The sequence below is a fragment of the Croceitalea sp. MTPC5 genome (assembly GCF_036985505.1).
Taxonomy (GTDB): domain Bacteria; phylum Bacteroidota; class Bacteroidia; order Flavobacteriales; family Flavobacteriaceae; genus Croceitalea.
This window is the reverse complement of record NZ_BTGQ01000004.1, coordinates 252,040-270,749: the sequence shown is the minus strand read 5'-3', so window position 1 is coordinate 270,749 and position 18,710 is coordinate 252,040. Positions and strand designations below refer to the sequence as shown.

The 18,710-nt window shown below is 40.4% G+C and carries 12 protein-coding genes; 8 read left to right on the top strand and 4 right to left on the bottom strand.

The genetic code is table 11. The features are described 5' to 3' along the window. The 7 genes from AACM45_RS13940 to AACM45_RS13910 all read left to right on the top strand — a co-directional run bounded on the left by AACM45_RS13940 (window position 1) and on the right by AACM45_RS13910 (window position 13,073). Window positions 1-1,416: a carbohydrate-binding protein gene (locus tag AACM45_RS13940; protein WP_339143442.1), complete on the top strand. Its 1,416-nt coding sequence runs from the start codon at window positions 1-3 to the stop codon at window positions 1,414-1,416. Window positions 1,417-1,444: 28 nt separating this feature from the next. Continuing rightward, entirely contained in the window at window positions 1,445-2,293 is an 849-nt protein-coding gene (locus AACM45_RS13935; RefSeq protein ID WP_339143441.1) for a glycoside hydrolase family 16 protein, read from the top strand. An 11-nt stretch (window positions 2,294-2,304) separates the two neighbouring features. Beyond that, the gene (locus tag AACM45_RS13930; RefSeq protein ID WP_339143439.1) at window positions 2,305-4,494 is read left to right on the top strand and encodes a PKD domain-containing protein; all 2,190 of its coding nucleotides are present in this window, start codon (window positions 2,305-2,307) and stop codon (window positions 4,492-4,494) included. 403 nt (window positions 4,495-4,897) lie between these two features. Next, window positions 4,898-8,305 carry a hypothetical protein gene (locus tag AACM45_RS13925; protein ID WP_339143438.1) on the top strand — a complete coding sequence of 1,136 codons (3,408 nt, stop codon included), beginning with the start codon at window positions 4,898-4,900 and terminating at the stop codon, window positions 8,303-8,305. Between the two features lie 13 nt (window positions 8,306-8,318). After that, window positions 8,319-9,599 (top strand): glycosyl hydrolase family 17, encoded by a 1,281-nt coding sequence (locus tag AACM45_RS13920; RefSeq protein WP_339143437.1) that lies wholly within the window; start codon window positions 8,319-8,321, stop codon window positions 9,597-9,599. Between the two features lie 102 nt (window positions 9,600-9,701). Then, window positions 9,702-12,074, top strand: a complete 2,373-nt coding sequence (locus AACM45_RS13915) for an MFS transporter (protein WP_339143436.1) — start codon at window positions 9,702-9,704, stop codon at window positions 12,072-12,074. A 387-nt stretch (window positions 12,075-12,461) separates the two neighbouring features. Next, entirely contained in the window at window positions 12,462-13,073 is a 612-nt protein-coding gene (locus AACM45_RS13910) for a hypothetical protein (RefSeq protein WP_339143435.1), read from the top strand. A 9-nt stretch (window positions 13,074-13,082) separates the two neighbouring features. On the opposite strand, the gene AACM45_RS13905 is transcribed toward AACM45_RS13910, so the two are convergent. Then, window positions 13,083-13,568 (bottom strand): hypothetical protein, encoded by a 486-nt coding sequence (locus AACM45_RS13905; RefSeq protein ID WP_339143434.1) that lies wholly within the window; start codon window positions 13,566-13,568, stop codon window positions 13,083-13,085. 212 nt (window positions 13,569-13,780) lie between these two features. Here AACM45_RS13905 and AACM45_RS13900 point away from each other — a divergent pair, with 212 nt between their 5' ends. Then, entirely contained in the window at window positions 13,781-14,008 is a 228-nt protein-coding gene (locus tag AACM45_RS13900; RefSeq protein ID WP_339143432.1) for a hypothetical protein, read from the top strand. A 136-nt stretch (window positions 14,009-14,144) separates the two neighbouring features. On the opposite strand, the gene AACM45_RS13895 is transcribed toward AACM45_RS13900, so the two are convergent. The 3 genes from AACM45_RS13895 to AACM45_RS13885 all read right to left on the bottom strand — a co-directional run bounded on the left by AACM45_RS13895 (window position 14,145) and on the right by AACM45_RS13885 (window position 18,704). Further along, a complete protein-coding gene (locus AACM45_RS13895) occupies window positions 14,145-15,527 on the bottom strand; it encodes an alpha-L-fucosidase (RefSeq protein WP_339143430.1) in 1,383 nt (460 codons plus the stop codon). Between the two features lie 14 nt (window positions 15,528-15,541). Beyond that, window positions 15,542-17,515, bottom strand: coding sequence for a tetratricopeptide repeat-containing sensor histidine kinase (locus tag AACM45_RS13890; RefSeq protein WP_339143429.1), 1,974 nt, complete (start codon window positions 17,513-17,515; stop codon window positions 15,542-15,544). Between the two features lie 253 nt (window positions 17,516-17,768). Next, window positions 17,769-18,704 carry a hypothetical protein gene (locus AACM45_RS13885; RefSeq protein ID WP_339143428.1) on the bottom strand — a complete coding sequence of 312 codons (936 nt, stop codon included), beginning with the start codon at window positions 18,702-18,704 and terminating at the stop codon, window positions 17,769-17,771. Between the last annotated feature and the right edge of the window lie 6 nt (window positions 18,705-18,710).

Sequence of the window (18,710 nt, the reverse complement as noted above, 5' to 3'; positions counted from 1 at the left end):
ATGAAGAATAATACATACAAGCACTTACAGTTCATACTTTTTATGAGCTTGGGTATCACTGTTTTCTACAGTTGTGAAAGGGGGTTCTCTGATGATGTACAATTTGCGACCTTTTCTAATACCGGTGATATTTTTACGGATGGGCCCATAGGCTTGGGAAGTGATTTTTACTTTCCTTTTATAGGATCCAAAGCGACCGCAGCCTCTTTTACTGATGAAAACGGATTTGAAAGTGAGGTAGCCATACGCATTGACGTGCCCAATGCAGATGATCCTGAGGGAAGTTTTGCCGGGGCAATCCTAAGAATTGATGGTTCTGGTCGAGACCTTACCGGATTCGATGCATTGACATTTTATGCAAAAGCCTCACAAGGTGTGGTTATCGGTGAAATAGGGTTTGGACAGGATTTTTTGGAAAATAGGTTTCAAGTGACCAGAACCAACCTTAGTTTGAGTACCCAATGGACAAAATACATTATTCCAATCCCAGATCCTTCGAGATTAATTGAAGAAAGGGGCATGCTCTGGTATTCCGCGGGGACTGATGATACTGACGGATTGGGGTATTCATTCTTTCTAGATGAAATACGGTTCGAAAAATTAGGTACGATTGCACAACCGAGCCCAGCCATTTTAAATGGCGTCGATGCTGAACAAACGGGCTTTGTAAATATCCCATTGGAATTGTCAGGTCTTACACAAACCTTTAATACCGCTTCCGGTGAAAACATTACGGTAACGGCGACACCGGCTTACTTCGATTTTGAATCAACTGATATTGAAGTTGCCAGGGTAAGTGAACTGGGTGTTGTTTCGGTGGTAGGCCTAGGCCAGGCAACCATCACAGGCAGTATCGGTAATGTCGCGGCGGCAGGTTCACTGGCACTCGATGTTACCGGTTCATTCGATTTTGCACCGATTCCACCGCCACGAGACCCCGATGATGTTATTTCCGTATTCAGTGATGCGTATGCCAATGTACCCGTGGATTTTTTCAACGGATTTTTCACCGACGGTTTTCAAACCACCGAAGGAGGTGCACCACCTATAGATGTTAATGGTGATGCGATTATCAATTACACCATGTTGAATTTTGTGGGTATTGGAACGTTTGAAGAAGTTCCTTCCATCGATGCCACCGAAATGACCACGCTACATATTGATATAAAGGTCAATGAAAATATTGAACCCGATGATTTCATTACCATAGAATTACTTAACTCGGTCGGTACAAATGAAACCTCCGGTTCAGTTACGTTCAATGCAAGCACTTTTATTACGGATGAGTGGGTCGGCTTAGATATTCCATTAGATGATTTCGGCCTGGCCGATCGCTCTCAGATAGGATTGTTGTTCTTTATATCTGACGCGACCATCTCTGATATTTTCGTTGACAACATCTATTATTTTAGGTAAGGGAATGAATATGAAAACCAAGAAAAAGATGAAAAATTCCATACGGCACATTAGCGAAAGAAGGATCTTATTTTTGACCTTTCTGTTATTATTAAGCTGCTATGGTTGCGAGACCGATGATGAACAGACCGTTGCTATGTTCACGACTAATCTTGTCTTGGCCGAAGAGTTTGATACCGATGGTATTCCCAATCCTGAAGTTTGGGATTATGATATTGGCACTGGGCCCAATGGCGATGGCTGGGGAAACCAAGAACTGCAGTACTACACCGATCGTACTGATAATGTAACTGTTCAAAATGGGGTTCTATTGATTACTGCGAAAGAAGAACCATTTGAAGGCGCATCGTACACTTCGGCGAGGTTATTGACCAAAGATCTGTTCGAGCAACGGTATGGTCGCTTTGAAGCTCGAATTCGGTTGCCCTTCGGTCAAGGAATTTGGCCTGCCTTTTGGATGCTCGGGGCAGACATTGATGAAAACCCTTGGCCAGCGGCAGGTGAAATCGATATTATGGAATACCGAGGGCAAGAGCCTACCAAAATATTAGGAAGCGTACACGGACCGGGCTATTCTGCCGGAGCAGCAATTTCTAAAGAGTTCAATTTAGAGAATGACAGATTTGATACCGGCTTTCACATATTCGGCATAGAATGGGGTCCTGAATTCGTCAACTTTTATGTAGATGATATGCTTTATAATCAAATTACACCCGAAGACGTTACCGGTCCTTGGGTTTTTGACAAACCTTTCTTCATATTGATAAATGTTGCTGTCGGGGGAACTTTTGTAGGTGCACCCAGTGAAGAAACGGTTTTTCCCCAAACCATGTTGATAGACTACGTGAGGGTTCATGAAAATACAAATACGAACTAAAACTAGCTAAGATGAAAGAATTGACAAAAAAGTTAAAACTCATTCTCACACTGCTGTTGGCCATATCTTTTTTTGGATGCGATGATGATGACGATAACCTACCTCAGGTAGTAGCGGGATTTACCTTTACCCAAAACATGGAGACAGGTACCGTAACCTTTATTAATATATCTGAGGAAGCGACCGCCTTTGAATGGGATTTTGGAAACGGAGCGACTTCTACGGAAGTGAATCCAATTTTCACCTTTAGCAACGGAACCTTTACAGTAACCCTGGAAGCTTCAAATGTTGCTGGGGCTTCAGCTACTTTTGAAGATGAAATTATCGTACAGGTAGCGGATCCAGATCCTGGTTTTGATGCAGGTTTATTGACCAACGGCGATTTTGAAAATGGGACTGAACCATGGATTGGTGGAGGACTTAATATCGTTACGGAAGAAGACAATAGCTTCAACTCGGTCAACGTAGAGGTTGCCGGAAACCCTTTTGATGTGAATTTAAGCCAGGTGGTCGAATTAACCCAAGGCACCAATTACATTTTAACCTTTGACGCTTCTGCCAGTGTCGCTCGTTCAATACTCGCAGGGATAGGGCTAAATGAAGCCCCTTTCACAAATACGGCCCCTGAGGTTAACCTGACAACGGAGACACAAACATTCACACTGCAACTTTCCGCTGCCGATTTCGGTGGGGCGAATAGTCGTGTGCTCTTTGATATGGGGGCTGAAATAGGCATGGTGGTTATCGATAACGTTTCTCTGGTTGAAGGCGGTGATGGCAGTGATACCAATGGGGGAGGAGGAGGCTTCGACTCGGGTCTGTTGACCAACGGTGACTTTGAGAACGGTGGCGACCCATGGATTGGCAATGCGTTGAACGTCCAGACCGATGGTGGCAACAGTTTTAACTTTGCCGATGTTCAAACGGCAGGGCAACCTTTTGCCGTGAACTTGAGTCAAGTGGTGGAAATCACGCAGGGAACAAATTATATTTTGACTTTTGATGCCTCATCCGATCAGGCACGAACGATGCTCGCGGGGATAGGGCTGAACGTGGAACCTTTCACAAATACGGCCCCTGAGGTTAACCTGACAACGGAGACACAGACATTTACCCTACAGCTTGCCGCGAATGGTTTTGGAGGTGCGGACAGTCGTGTGCTCTTTGATATGGGCGCCGATGTTGGTACCGTTGTGATCGACAACGTATCCTTGGTAGAAGGCGGGGACGGCAGTGATACCAATGGGGGCGGAGGAGGCTTCGACTCGGGTCTGTTGACCAACGGTGACTTTGAGAACGGTGGCGACCCATGGATTGGCAATGCGTTGAACGTCCAGACCGATGGTGGCAACAGTTTTAACTTTGCCGATGTTCAAACGGCAGGGCAACCTTTTGCCGTGAACTTGAGTCAAGTGGTGGAAATCACGCAGGGAACAAATTATATTTTGACTTTTGATGCCTCATCCGATCAGGCACGAACGATGCTCGCGGGGATAGGGCTGAACGTGGAACCTTTCACAAATACGGCCCCTGAGGTTAACCTGACAACGGAGACACAGACATTTACCCTACAACTTGCCGCGAACGATTTTGGAGGTGCGGACAGTCGTGTGCTCTTTGATATGGGTGCCGATGTGGGCACCGTTGTAATCGACAACGTATCCCTAATTGAAGATACCAGTGGTGGTTCAGGTAGCGGAGTTACGGCACTATCTTCTTTACCTGCCGATTTTGAAAATGGGGAAGAATTCAGTGCTGTTTTCGAACCAGCAAGCGTTAACGGTTCCATTACCGCAAATGTTGTCGCAGGTGGAATCAATACCTCACCTAACATTTATACTTTCAATAAACCTGAAGGGACGGAATTTTTCGGGGGTATGGAAAATGTTTTTGCCACTCCGTTGGATTTGACTACGGCTAGAACATTTCGGGTACAGATTTATTCCACGAAACCAAATGTAGTCGTTCGGTTTGAGTTACAAACAAGGCCCGACGGTCCTAATTTTAGTATAGACCAAACGGTGGTCAATGCAAACGAATGGGTTGAGTTGACTTTTGATTTTGGGCCGGTCACTAATGGGGACGCAGGCTTTAATCCGAATATATACAATGCTATAGTCATCATTCCTGATTTTGACCCGGCAAATGACCCAACAACCACTTCGGAAACCTATTACATCGACAATATAATCCTTGAATAAAATGGAGAACGATGATGCGGCAGAAAAGGAGGCCCACGAAAGTATATTACCGTCTTTTTTCTTGGTGAAAGATGAAAAAAGATAACTGATATGGTCTTAGTGGCAATTTAAGAAGGAACATGGAAAAGACGACAAATACGGTTCAAATGAACAGGGCTTATACCATTTTGATTAGCCTAATCGTTGCATTGAGTGTTTTTTGGTTACCTCTGTCTTTTCTTGGGAATTAATGACCCTAGGACCGACGATAACTTTTAAAATCAACGCTGCGTTTTTCACTGCCAACCGTCGTTTCGATTTATAGGTTCGTCATTAAAAACCAAAGGAAAGAAAGAAGGGCGAATAGAAGAAACCTAGGTCAGTATCAATTGATCATAAAGTTTAAATAGTTAAAAAAAATTGAATGGATTACGTTCAAATCGGAAATGAGGGGTACTATAAAATAGAGAACAACGATTCTTTAAGACCTTTTTTTATGAGCATAGTTAGTGATTCGAATCATTGGATGTTCATTTCAAGTAATGGAGGGCTGAGCGCGGGCAGAAAAGATAGGGACAATGCTATATTTCCCTATTATACCGATGATAAGATTACTGAATCATATGATACCACCGGCAGTAAAACAATAGTTCAAGTTGCTGATAGTAATGGGAAGAACGTAATCTGGGAACCATTTTCGAATAGATATACAGGGGTATTCAATACCACCAGAAACCTTTATAAAAATGAGTATGGTAATAAGATCATCTTTGAGGAAATCAATCATGATTTTGGTCTGAAATTTCAATATCAATGGAGTTCCAGCAATCGTTTTGGTTTTGTTAGAAAAAGTAAGCTAACCAATACTTCAGAAGCAAGTGTTGCCGTGAAAGTTTTGGATGGTATTCAAAACATTATGCCCTATGGGGTAGGTGTAAGCACCCAGCAAGCGAGTAGCAATCTGGTCGACGCTTACAAACGAAGTGAACTATTACAAGGTTCCCGATTAGGGATTTTTGCCCTTAGTGCCATTATTGTTGACAAAGCAGAGCCAAGTGAAGCCTTGAAAGCCAATGTCGTTTGGTCTATTGGTCTTGATACGGCTATGATCTTACTATCATCCCTACAGCTCGATAAATTTAGAAAAGGGCTATCAGTGGTTCAAGAGGTTGATGTAAAAGCAGAGAAAGGGGCATATTTTGTCGTGACCAATTTGAACCTGGGTCCAAGACAAGAAAGAGAATGGGCTATCGTCGCTGATGTGAACAAGAGTACTGCCAAGGTGATTAGCCTATCAGAGCAGCTGAAATCGAATAAAAAATTATGGTCTGAGGTTTTTGATGATGTGGCAATAGGCACCCATAATTTATTGAAACTTACCAATGCTGCGGATGGCAAGCAATTGACAGCTGATAAAAGAAGCAATACAAGGCATTACGCGAATGTAATGTTCAATATAATGCGTGGTGGAATTTTTGATGCCAATTATAGCGTTGAAAAAGACGATTTCGTAACCTACATCCGCAAAGCGAATACAAATGTTTTTACAGCCAATAAGAAGACATTGGAAAACTTGTCTGATAGGTTTACTTATGATGAGCTACAAAAAATTGCTTCCGATAGTGATGACAAAGACTTTAGCAGGCTATGTTTGGAATATTTGCCATTGAAGTTTAGTAGAAGGCACGGTGACCCAAGTCGGCCGTGGAACCGATTTTCGATAAATACCACTACCGAAGACGGCAAGAAAATATTGGATTATGAGGGTAACTGGCGTGATATCTTTCAAAATTGGGAAGCTTTGGCACATTCTTATCCGGAGTTTATCAAAGGCATGATTTTTAAATTTTTAAATGCCACTACATTTGACGGGTATAACCCTTACAGGGTTACAAAAGACGGTTTTGATTGGGAGACTATCGAGCCAGACGACCCATGGTCTTATATCGGGTATTGGGGTGATCATCAAATTATTTACTTATTGAAGTTTTTGGAGTTCTCAGAGAATCACTATCCAAAACTTTTAGAACGGTACTTCACTGAAGATATCTTCGTGTATGCCAATGTACCCTACACTATCAAAGGGTATCAATCAATTTTAAAAGACCCAAAAGATACTATCGAATTTGATGACGGGTTGAATAGGGCAATTTGTAAAAAAAGAGCTCAACTTGGTTCAGATGGTGCACTTCTGACCAATGCCCAAAATGAAATTTACAAAGTCAATCTAATTGAGAAACTGTTGGCCACCCTATTGGCAAAATGTGCCAACCTTATCCCAGAAGGTGGAATTTGGATGAATACCCAAAGACCTGAATGGAACGATGCCAACAATGCCCTTGTCGGTAACGGGGTATCGATGGTGACCTTGTATTACATGAGAAGGTTCTTTGTTTTTTTTAAAGGATTATTGGCTGGTAGTAATATGGAGGCTATACGATTGTCCAATGATTTGAAAGTACTTTTTGATCAGGTCTTGCGAGCATTTGATTCTTGCAGCCAATTAGCTCAAAAAGGTTTTTCAGATAAGGAACGAAAAAGGATAATGGATGATTTAGGAACTGCTGCTGGCGATTACCGTTCCTTTATTTATGAAAATGGATTTTCAGGCAAAAAGGCCGCCGTAAAAAAAGAGGATATTCTAGAATTTGCAAAACTTGGTATAGCGGTTCTAAATCAATCAATTGCAATCAATAAAAGGCCCGATGGATTATTCCATGCCTATAATTTAATGACGGTTCGTAATGATCAAGAGGTTTCCATTTCACACCTAAGTGAAATGTTGGAGGGCCAAGTAGCCGTTCTTAGCTCTGGTTACTTGTCTGCAAAAGAAAGTCTTGCCGTTTTAGACAGTATGAAAAATAGCAAACTGTTTCGAGATGACCAGTATAGTTATTTGCTTTACCCAAATAAGGAATTACCACATTTTATAGCGCGTAATACCATTCCGCAAAGTGTGGTCAAAAATTCGGGTCTTCTAAAGCGCTTGTTAAAAGAGGGGAATACCCAGGTCATCGAACAAGATGTTAACGGTGCCTATCATTTTAATGGTGATTTCAACAATGCAAATAGTTTGGCGAATGCCCTTGAAAATCTTGATGCCACTTACCAAGATTTGGTCGCCAAAGAGCGAGATCAACTATTAACGGCTTTTGAAGAAGTGTTCAATCATAAGGCATTTACAGGCCGATCGGGTACTTTTTATGGTTATGAGGGTTTAGGGTCAATTTATTGGCACATGGTATCGAAGTTGTTACTCGCGGTTCAGGAGACAAGTTTAAAAGCCATGGAAACCAATGGGAATGAAGAAATTATAGGAAGGCTTCTAGAACATTACTATGAGATAAATGCAGGAATAGGGGTGCATAAATCCCCTGAGCTGTATGGAGCCTTCCCTATAGACCCCTATTCGCATACACCAGCGGGTAAAGGGGCCCAGCAACCGGGAATGACAGGGCAGGTCAAGGAAGATATCTTGAGTAGGTTTGGTGAACTTGGTGTTTTTGTGGACGATGGTAAATTAAATTTTGCGCCTTCCCTATTACAAGAAAAAGAGTTTTTAAAAGAGTCATCGACTTTTGAGTATGTGACTACTCACGGAAAATTCGAGAGACAGCAGTTAGAAAAAGGTTCTTTGGGTTTTACCTATTGTCAAATACCGATAATCTATAAAATTTCAGGGCATGAGTGCATGACCGTTTTTTTAGATAATGGTTCTTCCCTGGAATTTGAAGGGTTGGTGCTGGATCGTACCGTAAGCACTATGGTGTTTAAAAGAACGGGTGAAATACAAAAGATTGAGGTTGCCCTTACAAAAAATAAAATGCGATAATAAGCATATGATCATGAAGAACTTCCATAGAATAATGAATTGTATCATATTATTCATCATAGTTTTTTCATGTAAAAATACCACTAAATCAGAAAGTAAGACCATTTCAGTGAGGCAAGAAATCAATAGAACAGCAAAAGAAATTTTAGGTAATCCTGATTATTTGGCAATTTCTTATGGGGGCTACCGTCATGTCGATCATGGTATTGAGCCAACCATTTCAGAGCTTAAAGAAGATATGAGGATTCTAGCCGCGATGGGAATCAAAATTTTACGTACTTACAAAGTACATTTTCCGCATGCAGCTAACGTATTGAAGGCCATACGTGAACTGAAAAAAGAAGACCCTGATTTTGAAATGTATGTAATGCTGGGTGCTTGGATAGATTGTAAAAATGCATGGACGGATCTAGAACCTGACCACAACCAAGAAAGTAGGCGCAATGCCACTGAAATAGAAGAAACGGTTCGATTGGCCAATAAATACCCAGACATCGTTAAGATTATTGCGGTAGGTAATGAGGCCATGGTAAAATGGGCCACAAGTTATTACGTACAACCTGGGATAATCTTAAAATGGGTCAACCACTTGCAAGATTTAAAACAATCGGGAAAATTATCTAAAGACCTTTGGGTGACCAGTTCTGATAATTTCGCTTCGTGGGGAGGCGGTGATGGTGGGTATCATGTTGAAGATTTGAATAAGTTGATTGCCGCTGTAGATTTCATTTCAATTCATACCTACCCCATGCATGATACCCATTATAATCCTCAGTTTTGGGGAATTCCAGAATCAGAAAAAGACATTTCGGATATTGAAAAGATAGAAGCTGCAATGCTGAGGGCCAAAGAATATGCCATGTCGCAATATAAAGGGGTTTCTAATTATATGAAAAGTTTGGGTATTGATAAACCAATTCATATTGGAGAGACAGGATGGGCGACGACCTCTAATCGGCATTATGGCGCTGAGGGCTCAAAAGCAACGGACGAATATAAAGAGGCATTATATTATGGGCATATGAGGGATTGGACCAATGCCGAGGGTATTTCATGCTTTTATTTTGAAGGGTTTGATGAACAATGGAAAGACGCTGCCAACCCTTTGGGTTCTGAAAATCATTTTGGATTGATAAACTTAAGGAGTGAGGCAAAATTCGCGCTTTGGCATTTGGTCGACAAGGGGCTCTTTGAGGGCCTCAACCGAAACGGTAAACCTATCACAAAAACATTCAACGGCGATAAAGAAGCATTAATGAAAGAAGTATTGGTGCCACCTTACAAACATGAATGAACTTTAAGTAAAAAGCATTTTTGAACATAGGTGAACTCGAATAACAAAAATAGACCAACAAAATTATCATAACCTAAAGTACCACCCACAAATCAAAAAACTATGAGTCAAACAAAAACACTTTCAAAGAACAGGGTCCCTTTTGGGCAAAAAATCGCTTTCGGTATTGGTATGTTGGCCAATCAAATGTTTCCTGCCATATTGGGCATATTCATGGTAGTGCTGGTGCAAGATCTGGGTTTTCCTGGTTGGATGTGGGGAATACTATTTTTCTTGCCAAGAATATTTGATTGCTTCACCGACCCTGTAATGGGGTTTATTTCAGACAATACAAAGTCAAAATGGGGTAGGCGAAGACAGTACGTTTTTATCGGCGCACTTCTTATGGGAATTTCATTTGTGATCATGTGGCAATTATATCGTGAAAACGGTTTAGACTATAATTTTACATATTTCTTATTATGGTCATTTGTGTTCTATTTGGGTATTACCATTTTTGGCGTTCCTTATGTGGCCATGGGCTATGAGATGAGCAATGACTTTCACGAACGCACTGATATTATGGCCATTGCACAATGGATAGGACAATGGGCATGGGTGATTGCCCCTTGGTTTTGGGTCATTATGTATGATGAGAGCTGGTTTGCGTCAGCGGAAATCGCGACAAGGGAGCTTTCTATTTGGGTAGGTATTGGCTGTATGTTGTTTGCGATGGTCCCCGCGATTTTCATAAAAAGCGAATCAACGATCAATGCCGATTATTCACCGTTGACCATCAAAAATATCGGCGGCAGTTTAAAGGAAATTGGAAAAGGATTCAAAGAAGCATTCCGATCCAAACCTTTTGGACAGCTATGCATAGCTACATTTTTGATTTACAATACGTTCTATACCATTGCCAGTTTCTCGTTTTTTATTGTGGTGTATTATCTTTTTGGTGGCGATGCCGGAGCGGCCGGACTTTGGCCAACACTTTTTGGTAGCGTTGGGGCTTTGGCCACCACTTTTATAGTAATTCCAATTATTACGGCAATGTCCAAAAAGATGGGGAAAAAGAAGGCCTTCATAATTTCCCAGGCCATCTCCATAATCGGCTATATTATGCTCTGGTTTTTGTTCATTCCCGGAAAGCCTTATATGTTCTTGTTCGCATTACCCTTCTTTTCTTTTGGTATCGGAAGCCTCTTTACCTTAATGATGTCGATGACCGCGGATGTTATCGATTTAGATGAGCTGAATACGGGGCAGCGCAGGGAAGGGGTATTTGGGGCGATTTATTGGTGGATGGTAAAATTTGGATTTGCAATAGCAGGGGGATTGACCGGTGTCATCATGTCCGCCGTTGGATTTAACCCTGATTTAGCCACACAACCCGAAGGAGCGGTTTTAGGATTGAGGATATTTTATTCCGGTTTCCCGATTATTGGTACGTTGATAGCCATCTACGTGATGTGGAACTATGATTTAACTGAAGAAAGGGCAAACGAGATAAGCGAGGCATTGGAAGAGCGAAAAGGTATGAAAGGTTCTGGGTATCAACAAACGGGATTGCTTTCGAACGTCAATTTTGAAGAAGTTACGGAAGCTGATTTCAACGTAAAACACCCTGATTTTTTCACCACCAAAGTTGATTTTACAAGCATGCCCCCGAAAGCTCTCAAGACGGAATTCCAAACCGTTTTCAATAAAGGAATGTCAGGCATCTGTTTTAGTGCTTATAAGTTGGGCCAAGAACCTGGCGACCCCATAACTGAAACGCAGATTAGGGAGCGACTTAAAATCTTAAAACCCCACACACAATGGATACGCATTTTTTCTTGTACCAATGGGCATGGGAGTATCCCTAAAATTGCCAAGGAAATGGGACTTAAAACCTTGGTCGGTGCTTGGTTGAGCAATGATTTGGAAGAAAACAAAGCTGAAATTGAAGCGCTGATAACCCTGATGAAAAACAACTTAGTTGATATTGCGGCCGTAGGGAATGAAGTGCTTTATAGGGGAGAACTGAATGATGAAGTCATCATTGAATATATTCGAGAGGTCAAGAAAGAAGCAAAATATGTTCCTGTTGGTTACGTAGATTCTTACTATGAATTTGCAAATAGGCCACACTTGACTGCCGAATGTGATATCATACTAGCCAACTGCTATCCATTTTGGGAAGGAGCCGATATTCGAACTTCTGGTTTTCACCTTCAAGAAATGTACCGCAGCACATTGAGGGCAGCGCAGGGCAAAAGGGTAATCATAACTGAAACTGGCTGGCCAAGTAGGGGAGAAGTCGTTGGTGCGGCAGTTCCTTCTGAAGAAAACGTATTGCAGTATTTTATAAAAACACAACTGTGGGCAGCGCAAGAAAAGGTCGATGTGTTCTATTTCTCTTCTTTTGATGAATCTTGGAAAATACATTTCGAGGGTTGGGCAGGTACTTCATGGGGCTTATGGGATGCCAATGAGGACTTCAAATATCAGTAGTTTGCCTCACAGTGGGTGAAAAAGGCGAGCAAGGTGAAAATGGTTCACTAAAAGACACCATGGTTTCAAGGTGGATACTATGATATATGTCGTTAAAAACCGGATTGGAGGGGCTAAATGGGGATATCGGTAACACTTAATTCGTGTCTTTCGAAGGGTAATGGAAAGTCATTACTGAAGGTAATTTCGGTGCGTAATAAAGACAGTACGATAAAATGAAAATTTGAAATTTCCTTCCTTTGGTTTTTAAGATTGATTTCTAAAACTATTTTTTACGGGAACATGTTGCACTTTTATGGGATGGAATCAAAAAAAATAGCTCCAAATAATGTGGGTTTGGTTTATTTTTGACGAAACTTATGAGGTATCTAACCACCGCGATTACGAATGAGTGAATTCTTCAAGGCTGAATTAAAGGATAAATTTTTAGAGTATGCTTCAGAACGTGATGATTATTTTCAGCTTCACTTGCTCTATGATGAATTTTTAAAGCCAAATTATAGTCTTCAATTTGTCGAAAAACTTGTTTATGAGATCATGGAATACGATTCAGCACTCTTGGACATCATGAGTGGGAATGGTTCCAAAATTTTTATGCTTTCCGCAACCGCCCTTACCAAAGATTTTCTTGATGAAAGTGGTTTCAAAAACCTTTATATTCAAGAGGAAGAAAAATGGGACGTGTTTTTGACACAGTTGGCAGATAATCGCAAATTGTCTTTTTCTAGTAAGGTCACACCCGGTAATACGGTAAAAACTGAAAACAAGAAAGAACGTTTTCTACTTTTAAGTCTGCTAAGCGCCGTAATTCTAAGTTTCGTCTTTACTTTATTCAGCTTACTAAAACCTTTCTTTAGAAATGACGATTATGTCTCTAGGGAAGAATTTCAAAGGGTCATTTTCGAAATGGAACGAAAGATAAAGGAGAATGATGTTATGCCCAACGATTTGTTCTTACAGTCCAAGCCCACTGAAATAAAAAAAGATAGCATAAACTGATTTTGAATACTATTGCGTAACCGGATCCAATCTGGTATATACTACACTTTGAATACCTGGCAAATCATTGCCAAGTAACTCGGTAAGTTGGTTTGTTCCACTTATCGTAAAGGGTCTAGAGGTACCTGAAACCAAAAAAAGCTGTCCGGCCTGAACCCCCCAATTGCCATTTGTGTTTTGAAGGTCGGAACAGGTAAGGGCATATAGATTTCCAGTAATCGCAGTCAATAGTTCAATAGTTACGGTACTGGCCGTAAAGGTAAAATCAGAATTCAATTGTAACGTACCCATAAGACAATCGGCCTCATCCAAAAGATTGGTGGAAGTAACCCCATCATTGTTGATATCTATGGCCGAACTAACGGTGATTGCGGTTATTTGCCATGAACCGGCGAACTCGACCCCCGTACTTTCACCGCCTCCATCACCATCATCATCAGAACATGAAACCATAAAAAGAACAAACAGGCCAAAAAACAAATACTGGAATCTCATATCAATTTTTTTATGAATTTAAAGTTTTAAGTTTAATTTGGGAAATTAGTTCGAGGTTATTTCTTTATATTCGAAAAATCATTCTGTTGAACTTGTTTGGTTTTAAAAGTAAAGGGAAAACCTCGGGTATTGAGAGCGTCGATTTACCCATAAAGTTTAATAATGATAAGAATAGTTTTAAATAGTATTTAGTTTTTAAATTAAAATAAAAAATGACCGCAGATTTATTGGCAAAAGCAACTGAGTTTGAGAATAGAACCTTAAGCCACATGTCTACAAGTGACAGGGTTGCCGCTTCGAGAGAGGCAAAACAGCTTATTTTAGATATTAATGAAATATATAAAAAGACAAAAGATTCCAATTTGATGGATATCATGAAGCGTCTTACCGAAAAGAAAAAGAAAATCGAAAAACGTTTGAAGGGTACTCCGTTGGTGTAAAACTTAAGTTTTGAACATTAGCAGAGCCCATTACATTGTTGTAGTGGGCTTTTTAGTCTTCGGTGACCAACATGACATAATGAATCAATATCTTGGGGTTATCTAATGCCACAAAAAATGGAGATAATACCAACTACTATTTTCCTTGATTTTTTGCTTCCATCCCTATATCTTCCGCATAAGAAAGTTCAATAACGCTGACTGTTTGATTGGGTTCCAAGACCGTTAAATCAAAAACCAGAGTACCCGCCTCGGTTTTCTTAAAGGGTACGGTTTGATTGGTTCCAAATATCGTAGCCCCCTGTAAACCTTGTTTTAATTGGGCCAATTCTATTTTTTGGGTATTGGGTTTTATAACGAAGAGCCAAGCCTTGTTCTTTCTTCGAGTGCTGACACCATGTTCAAAGGGGTAATATGGACCACCCCTAGTGCCGTATATGGCATTTGCATGTTGATGTAACCATTCGCCCAGTTGGTCCATTAAAGCTATTTGATCGGGTTCAAAAGTGCCGTCTGGTCTTGGCCCGAGGTTGATCATGTAATTTCCATTGTTACCTAACGCACTTAGCATATCCAATAAAAGCTCGTCAATGGTCATGAGTTCGGTATTCTTGCGATACGACCATTGCCCCTTATCAATAGTGACCCATGCTTGCCAAGGATGGTCTGCCCAGGCAAAAACCTCATTTCCCTCACCTACCACCCGTTCCCGTTCTTGGTAGTCACCGGCATATTTTTGACCGTCAATGTCAATGTGGTTCTTTGAAAAAGTCCGCCCTTTGTCAATTCTCGTGCTTAGTAGTACATCTGGGTCCGCTTCTCTAAATTTACGGTAGAGTTCAGCTCCGATTTCATGGGTGTAGGTATCATCCCATTCCCCATCAAATTGGATGAACTCCACACCATATTGGGTGATTAATTCTAAAACCTGACCTTCCATAAACTTAAGATATCGCTCCATATTCGGGCTATCAGGATAGGTTTTAAATAGTTGGCCAGGGCCACCATGTTCGTTAGGTGACCAATCAGGGTGGTACCAATCAAGGTTTGAATAATAGCTACCAAAAGCAATGTTGTTTTCTTTACAGACCCTTGCCCATTCTTTCATTAAATCTATAGGAAGTTTGGCATTTTCCATGTCGTATTCGGTATAATCTGAAAACCATAATGTAAAGCTGTCATGATGTTTTCCGGTTGGGGCCATATATTTTATTCCCCAACGTTTCATGAGGGAGGCCCATTCATCGGCATCAAAATTGATGGGATTGAACTGCTTGTAATAGTTATCGTAAATTTCAGTCGCAATGCTATCCCCACGAGACCAACTTATTTCCTTCCCTCCGAGGCACGAAGGCCCCCAATGGACACTCAAACCTATGCGAAGGTCCATGAACCTTTCTTGAGCCTCTTTTGGGGCTTTTAAATCAGGATTGAGGTCTCCGCCACCACTAAGCTGGGCTTGAACTGCAGCCAAACCAATTGCCATGAAAATTATAAGTACACTAACTGATTTTTTCATTTGTTTTTGTTTTTTCATGCCGCGGCCGTGTCCTCTACATAAATATTAAACCCTGCACCGCTGCCATTACGAAATTGTATTTCCCCATTGAGTTGTCTCACCAATCCTTTAACCATTTGTAGTCCAAAAGAGCTTAATTTATCGATATCAAAATTTTTCGGAAGCCCGTTGCCGTTATCATAGATTTCTAGGTTGTAGCTATTCATCTTGCTGGTCTTTTTGAACTTTATAGTTATCAGATTTTCTTTTTGATTTACTTTAAACGCATATTTATAGGAATTGGTTATCAATTCGTTCAAAATAAGCCCTAGTGGTACGGCAAGGTCCATTTTAATTTCACTATCATCAATATCCATATTAAAGGTTACAGTCTTGTTGTGGGGTTCATTGTTGGAATTTTTGACATGTTCAATAAGGTCTTTAAAGTAGTTGGAAGTATGGACTTTTACGAAATTATCGGAATTATAGAGGTTTTGATGTATTAGGGCCATCGTTTTGATTTTATTCTGACTATCTAACAAAACTTCGTTTACCCTTTTATTTCCCTCTACGGTCTTGGTGTTCAAAAGGCTTGAGATTATTTGTAGGTTGTTTTTTACCCTATGGTGGGTCTCTTTTATCAATAACTCGTTTTCGGTATTCTTTAGGGTAATGGCCTTTTTCTGTTCTTCTATGATTTCAACCGCTTTTTTCTTCAATAAAAAACGGTTGTAAAGCATCCCTAGTGAAATGGCCAATAAAATCGTACCTATCAACAAGCCTATTTTTAAATTGCGCTGCTGCTTGGCTTCTAGGCTCTTGATATTTTTCTCTGCGGTCAGCAACGAAATCTCCTCATTTTTTTTATCAAGTTCAAAATTTGCGGTAAGCTCTTCCAATTCCCTTGCCTTATCGATATTGAAGATCGAATCCCTTATCGTATAGGCGAGTGATTTGAATTCGTAAGCTTTGTAAAAGTTACCTAGGGCAGAATCTACCTGTGCCAATGATTCGTAAGTAGAGCGTTTTCCATCTAACATGTCATATTCTTCTGCCACCCTATTGGCCTCTAAAAAGAATTTTTTAGCTGTCCTAAAATCGTTACGCATAAAGTAAACCCAACCAATTTGTTGGCTGACGGCCATTTTGCTTCTTTGGTGCCCACTATTTTCTATTATTTGGTAAGCTTTTTCAAAATTGGTCATTGCCGCTTCATATTGTTCTAGTTGTAAGTAAAGGTTGCCCATGTCAATATGGATATCCGATTCTACCAAGCGGTCCACAGAACTTTTTGCAATAAGCAAGGCTTTGTTCATATAATCCAATGCTTCTTCGTGGTTTTCTTCAAGCTTACTTATTTGGTACTTATTGACCAATACTTTTACTTTTAACCTATCTGATGTATCACCTATCAAAACAAGTACCTTGTCCAATTGCTCGTGGCATAGCCCATATTTTCCGGTTTTCTGGAAGGATGCCGCAAGATTGATTCTAAGACTTGCAAGTACCATGGTATCAGTGGGAACTATCTTTTCTTGTATATCCAATGCCTTTAAAGAAAGTTGCAATGACTTGTTATAGTTCTTTTTTACATAGTTTAGATTGCCTAGGTTGATATAGCATTTTGCAATGTTCTTTTTATCGTTTAATTCAATATAAGTATCAAGTGCTTTGTTTAAAAGGTCGAAGGCCTTTGGAACATCTCCTGAAAACCAGTATGCTACGCCAAGACGTTGGTTGGCATTGGCTGTTTCCAATTGGTCATTATTATTTTCGGCCAGACTTAAATATTTCTTTCCATAAAAAACACCGGAATCCGCATTTACGATTACATACCTGAAGGTTAGGTCCCATAAGGAGCGATAACGGTCTTCGTCATTTTTTGCTTGTTCAAATTGTAAGCGTAACGAATCTAGAGGAAGGTTGTCTGAACTTTTACGCTGCCCCTTAATAGTACTACTTAACAAGCATGTTAATGCGAAAAAATAAAGAGCAATCCTATAGTTCATAAGTGTGCCTTTGATATTATGTAAGATTAATTGCCTAGCGTAGTTCCATCGTTTTTTCAACCTGATAAAACAGGTCTTACTTTATGCATTGGTACTATTTGACAAATAGGTGGCTCATCTTGATTTTTATAAAAATATAAAAATATGGGGTATCATACGGTAAAAGATTAAGTGGCCAGTTTTATCAGACAAAACCTATCTCAGATTGGTATTGTGACAATCACCACTAAGTTTAAAGGTAGTTTTTAACAAATCACTGTTTAAAAATTTCATACTTGTTGCCTGAGGATTTTGAAATGGACTTCTTTGGTTTTTCATCAGTTGTCTTATAAAGATCTTTTTTAGGATAGAGCACCTCGTTCGCCACCCCATCGAAAAGAAATGATTTAATCTCAAGGGTATGAATGGGTTTTTTGTTCTTTTTGATCTTACCGAATAGGGTCTCATGTTTCATGGGAATCAAAATACCTTCCACCTTTTTAAAATCACTGTATCGAATACTGCCATAAAAAGAATGCCTACCAGGTAAATAGCCCTCATGGGCCGAGTACGAGACCAGTTCCATAAGGCCGGTTTCTTTGCTGATATAGACAAGATATTGGTCATGGGCCTTTGTGGGTTCACTGTTTGTCCCCCAGGTGACCAATACCATTTCATAGTCTTTGCCTAATACCGTTGTGGTGCCTGCATAAAGTTTTAAGGGCGCGTTTTTTAATCGATTGGGCAACTCGGTCAAATAATGGAAAGTGGGTATGGCAAAAGCTTTTTTTTTATCTTTCTTTACGTTGAAATCAGGCGGTGTTCTTTCATTACCTTCATAATATTGCCATGATTGGAGTCCGAAATATGTTCCCGTTTTTCGACCTGATAAGACGGTGACCCTGCCATCGAACGTATTGATTGCATATTCGAATTGGAGCAATTCATTGTTCAGCCGCCATGGGTTCCCCAACTTTCCTATTAATGATCGCCAAGCTTCGTGACCAACGAATTGAATGGAGCTATGTGACATTAGCCTATCCATGCCCTGTAATTTCCATGAGGTTTCTAAGAGTCCAGTGCCCTTGGTTTCCAATTCATGGCTATCATAGGTTAAGTTTTCTTTTAAATAAGGGGTTCTCAAATCTACCGTGCGACAGCCCTGTAGGGCAAGGCCAATCGCAAGTAGCATAATAATCGGATATCGCATTTTCTA